Source organism: Bradyrhizobium sp. Kon69 (genome assembly GCF_055807515.1).
The window spans coordinates 1-232 of the sequence record NZ_JBVVOS010000611.1 but is presented as its reverse complement, the minus strand read 5'-3'; the positions used below and the strand labels follow the sequence as shown (position 1 = coordinate 232).

Genomic DNA, 232 nt, shown 5'->3' with positions numbered 1-232 from the left:
ACGCCGCCTGCGGATCCAGCGCACGTTTGCATTTGTCAAAGCCGCCGATGGCTGGCGCTGCCGGGAAGACGAACTGGCCCCGGTGAATTCAGGCACCGCGGGTGGAGGATCGTAGGGCTGTGTGCTCTCCCTCTCCCGCTCTTCGCAGGGAGAGGGTTGGGGTGAGCGGCTACTTCAGCGAACCCGGTGACAGTTAGATTCTTGGGAGAGCCCCCTCACCCGGATTTGCTGC

1 pseudogene is annotated in these 232 nt (G+C 63.8%); it reads left to right on the top strand.

The window, feature by feature from the left end:
* Window positions 1–115: pseudogene (locus AC0L3U_RS40330) on the top strand (lysozyme inhibitor LprI family protein); the annotation flags it as partial.
* Window positions 116–232: the final 117 nt, after the last annotated feature.